At 44.7% G+C, this 4,223-nt stretch carries 6 protein-coding genes and 1 pseudogene; 3 read left to right on the top strand and 4 right to left on the bottom strand.

The genetic code is table 11. From position 1 onward, the window contains the following. Nucleotides 1–62: 62 nt before the first annotated feature. From ACM0OZ_RS48025 to ACM0OZ_RS48015, 3 genes and pseudogenes are all read left to right on the top strand, one after another. Nucleotides 63–401 (top strand): annotated as a pseudogene (locus tag ACM0OZ_RS48025) (antirestriction protein ArdA); the annotation flags it as partial. A gap of 63 nt (nucleotides 402–464) precedes the next feature. Then, the gene (locus ACM0OZ_RS48020; protein WP_414590021.1) at nucleotides 465–674 is read left to right on the top strand and encodes a hypothetical protein; all 210 of its coding nucleotides are present in this window, start codon (nucleotides 465–467) and stop codon (nucleotides 672–674) included. 133 nt (nucleotides 675–807) lie between these two features. Beyond that, complete coding sequence (locus tag ACM0OZ_RS48015; RefSeq protein ID WP_414590020.1) at nucleotides 808–1,068, top strand: hypothetical protein; 261 nt, start codon at nucleotides 808–810, stop codon at nucleotides 1,066–1,068. Between the two features lie 281 nt (nucleotides 1,069–1,349). Here ACM0OZ_RS48015 and ACM0OZ_RS48010 read toward each other — a convergent pair whose 3' ends face one another. The 4 genes from ACM0OZ_RS48010 to ACM0OZ_RS47995 form a co-directional block, all read right to left on the bottom strand. Continuing rightward, nucleotides 1,350–1,949, bottom strand: coding sequence for a DUF4432 family protein (locus ACM0OZ_RS48010; RefSeq protein ID WP_414590019.1), 600 nt, complete (start codon nucleotides 1,947–1,949; stop codon nucleotides 1,350–1,352). Nucleotides 1,950–1,951: 2 nt separating this feature from the next. Next, on the bottom strand, nucleotides 1,952–2,266 hold the full coding sequence (locus ACM0OZ_RS48005; protein WP_414590018.1) for a hypothetical protein: 315 nt from the start codon (nucleotides 2,264–2,266) through the stop codon (nucleotides 1,952–1,954). 126 nt (nucleotides 2,267–2,392) lie between these two features. Next, nucleotides 2,393–3,742, bottom strand: a complete 1,350-nt coding sequence (locus tag ACM0OZ_RS48000; protein ID WP_414590017.1) for a hypothetical protein — start codon at nucleotides 3,740–3,742, stop codon at nucleotides 2,393–2,395. A gap of 40 nt (nucleotides 3,743–3,782) precedes the next feature. Next, a complete protein-coding gene (locus tag ACM0OZ_RS47995; RefSeq protein WP_414590016.1) occupies nucleotides 3,783–4,163 on the bottom strand; it encodes a hypothetical protein in 381 nt (126 codons plus the stop codon). Nucleotides 4,164–4,223 lie beyond the last annotated feature (60 nt).

Here is a 4,223-nt window from a genome sequence, read left to right as displayed (position 1 = left end):
CCGGTTTTGAGGGGGGAAGGGGACAGCAATGTCCCTGACCTACCCGACATTTTGAAAACTGGCAGGGAATCAAAATTGATGAGCATGAATCAATCGAGCGCATTGCAGAGTTAGCTCAGTTACTCTCTGAACACGGCAAAGCCTTTGCTCTTTATTGCGAATATTACGGCAATGATTCCACACTTGAAGACTTTCAAGAGCATTACTTGGGGCAATACAAAGATGAAGAAGACTTTGTTTATGAAATGTGGGAGCAAGACGGAAGGCTATTGAAGTTGGAAGAGTTAGGCATTCCTGAATCGTACATCGATTGGGAAGCGATCGCCCGTGACTGGTTTATCGATTCTTACTTTTCAGTCGAAGTCAGCTACGAGGAAACCTACGTTTTTAGTCGCCATTAAGTAGCATCATGGTTCCCCCGTATGTTGGGGAACCCATAACACACCTGACTTTGAGTTAAAGACATGAAACGCAACAAAACCAAGACCTACACCGTATCTGTGACTGTTGAAGCTAGCTGTCAGTTTGAAGTAGAAGCTAGCAGCGTCAGGCAAGCCAAGGCAAAAGCCAAAGAACTAGCTGGTGAGTTAATCCAGATTGAGTTTGATGGTGAGTGCCAAAGTCCAGATTCTGAAGTTCTACCCATCTACGATGACGCAATAGAGGAGGAATAGTAATTTTCCCTAAAACTATCAAACCGCAAACTTTGTACCCCCTTTGCAACACAATCATGCTAATTGGCAGTCAAGGCACTCACGACAGCATACAACTAAGGGCAGCTACCGCTTAGAATTAAATAGCAGTACTATGCAAAGCTGTAGCATAAATGCGCTAGAAAAATTACTTAATGAAAAAAAATGGAACATTTCTGACCTTGCCAGAGAGTATGGAAAGCAAGAATCTCCGGGCATTTCAGATGATGAAGCCATCAAAAAGTACGGTTCACTCATGCGTAAGGTGCTAAAAGACCCGGAAGACACCAAGCACAGAATTGTAAAGAGGGTGGTAGAGATTTTGGGTGGCGAGTTGGTGGTAAGGGTGAAGCGGGTTGAGGAACTGACACTGTGAGTTTCCAAGAGAATTACTAAACCAATTTCCACCGAGCGATTGCCCAAGGGGCACTGCCGTTCGCGGAGCGTCTCCGCTACTGAGAAGGCAATCGCCAGCTTTGCGATCAATGTGAAGTTGATAACCCGTAACTTGAGTTAATATTGTCACATATTGGTACTGGAAACGGCACGAGGGCAGCCGTTACCTCGTGCAGGAAATTCGAGAAGCTAGCCAGGGGGCTTCTACAGAGCTTATGGAGATATTAAGAAGCTAGGTAAATCATAAGAAAGTACTGAATTTTAGAAGCGCTGCAAGCGGACGGTCAAAGTACGGCGTTGCACCTCTTGTGGTCCTAGCACAGCAGAGGTTCCATTGCGACAAGCAATCTCCAAATCGTAAGGAATGTTCGTGCTAGGGTCAAGTACAAGCACGTAATGATTGTGCCACCCACCATAGCTTTGAAATACCCAGACGTAGGGAAAATCGGTGGTGTCAAAATTCATGAGTAAAGCAGATTGCGATCGCTCATTGCGAATCCCGCATTCTCCACGAGCCAAGTTTGAGCTGTAATAAAACTCTTGTAATTGTGAAGAACGCGGTGGTGTGCGCTGTACTTCAATTTCCCTTCCATCCGCCGCCAAAGCTTTGGGAAAGCGGGTTTTCTCCTGACGACCGATGATTTTACTAAATTCAATAACGGCCGGCTCAATCAGACAATCCGGCAGTAGAATCTCGTCCCCCTCCTCAATGGCAATCGCCGCGTGTTGTTTAAACAAAAATGGAATTGTTTCATCGGACTCGTTTTGGAGCAGGTACTCGATTTTCGCTTCAGGCTTAGTTTCATCAAGCAGAATTATCTTTTCTACCCTCACTGGCACAGTTTGACAAGAACGCACCATCTTTACACCGTTATTGGATGTTTCAACAACCTCCCACTTGGTTGACCATAACTCCCCATGGTCAACCAAGTGGCGACCAAGTGGCGACCTTGAAACACACCTGCTGCATCGTTAGGAAAAATCTCATCCCAACCACCTGTCCAATTGTCGTCAAAGGATGACAAGAATGCAAGCGTTCTTGTTTGCGACTCGTCATAACCTTTTGGATGCCAAAGCCACTGGTGTTCAGTTTGGAGGTCTTGTAGTTGGTCGATCCGACCACCGAGGTCTGGTCTAATTGTCAGTTTGATTTCGGAATTTAAGAGCGTAATTATCATCCCAAAAATTTGTCAGATTGTTTATCATCATCCGGGAAAAATAGTAACGTGAACTACCCCACCTTGGCAGAGTCTTAGGGTGGGGCTTCCAGTTTCACGGCCGAATGTTGCCCGCGCTCACCACCTCTATCCCCCCATTTCTATACCCGCTGTTTGATGCAATTGCCCAGAGCGCTGTGCCCTCATCTGCTCCACAACCGCATAACGCGCCTGAAAGTCCTTGACCTGCTCCCTTGTGAACGGCTTTTCCACCTTATCACCGTAAGCCTTCATTTGGAGGTTACCTTCCATATCTCGAACTTGCAAATGTTTGCCAGATTCAATAATTTGCATTCCTGCCTTCTGGGAAACAAAGGCGCGACCTTGCATTTTCTCAATCTTTGCATTCTCTCTAGTACCACCTGCCCACGTCTCAATGGGCAAACTTCCTTCTTTGCCATACACATTCACCATGTTGCGCAAAGAGGCAAGACTGTCCCGCGTGAGTTGCTTGCGTTCGATGTAATCAAAATTGTCCAAATCTTTGGTCAACAGACGATTATGAGTCACTTCGTCTCCTTTAGCCTTGACAACTCCATCAGGACGGTAACTCTGCTCAATCTTTCCTGTATCATGCCGCAAAAACGTTTGATTTGATTTGTCGATTGATAAATCACCTGTTGCCTCATTCTGGGTAATGGTATAGCCACTTACTGTCGCTGTTCTGACACTAGGGACAAGTTCTTTACCTTCTTGTTGGAGTGCCTTATGAGCAACTTGGAGGACAAACTGCTGGGCTTTTTGAACTGCACCATCCCGTTCTGAACGCAGATTCTCTGGCACCGGAGCTTTACTCACCGCTAATTCCTGAATTGCTTCAATGGAGACTGAACCAGAGTAAGCGGCCTGCCTCTCCTCAATTTTGGACATTTGGAACCACTGCCAGTTTTTCGAGTTCTCCGAGCGTTGAAGTTGAGCTTGCTGCTCCTTGTGTTCAATAAATTGTTTAGTTGAGGCACGAACATTGCTTTCTTCTCTTAATTGAGATGCTTCTACTTCCTTGTGAATTACTTCAAAAGGAGTTACAGACTCAAACGCCACTTTATCTTGGGAAATAACCTCCACTCCCTCTATTTGGGCTGGCTGTGAAATTGTGATTTCTGGTTCAATTAATTTACTCTCAATGACTTGGCCTTTCTCAAACCGAAACACCTCTTGGTCGTTCTTTTGAATCACAAGCGCCTGTTTAATGTTGGACGGCTCACCGTTTTGTCCAAGCGCAGGAGCATCCATATCAATTGCCGCTCGCAGCACTCCTACACGAGTTTCTGTGAGCTTACTCATTTCTGGTTCCTGTCCTACAACACCCTCATAAACTGAGTTTTTGCCCATCTGGATATTAATCTTCTCCCCAGGTTTAGCATCCATTCGCCTTGCTAATTCTTTAATAAAATCCTGGGTTTGCTCTATCGATAAAAGCGCTCTTGTTGCAGCCATATGTCAGTCTTGCATGAAATATTTTTGTGAACTGTAAATTCTATTGGTGCTTACGCAGCCCTTCTTTATCAACCAGCCATAATTGGTGACCGGGAATCTTTTCAATACGATTGAGAACTTCCACACCTTGCACTAAAATTAGCCCTGGTTCACCATCTACCTCAATTTCTACTACTTCAGAACGTGCAGTAGCTGTCAATAACAAGTTGGGCATAGCATCAACTTGACTATTAGATTTCCAACCAGCAACCCAGCAATCATCAAAATAAACATTAACTTGTTGAGGCTGGTACTCACTATCAAAATCAGAAAAGTCCCGATAAATCTTAACCGACTCTCTTATTGAGGGATAGTCTTTTAAAACTTCCTGGATAACTTTAGGAAACAAGTCATCTACGAGCATCAGTGAATTTTTATTCATTATTTACTGGAGTTTAGACTAGTTCGCGGTGCGAAACGGTAGAAGAAATGAACTAAAAAC

This window comes from Scytonema sp. PCC 10023 (genome assembly GCF_963920835.1).
Classification (GTDB): domain Bacteria; phylum Cyanobacteriota; class Cyanobacteriia; order Cyanobacteriales; family Nostocaceae; genus Kalymmatonema.
This window is presented reverse-complemented; position numbering and strand designations above follow the sequence as displayed.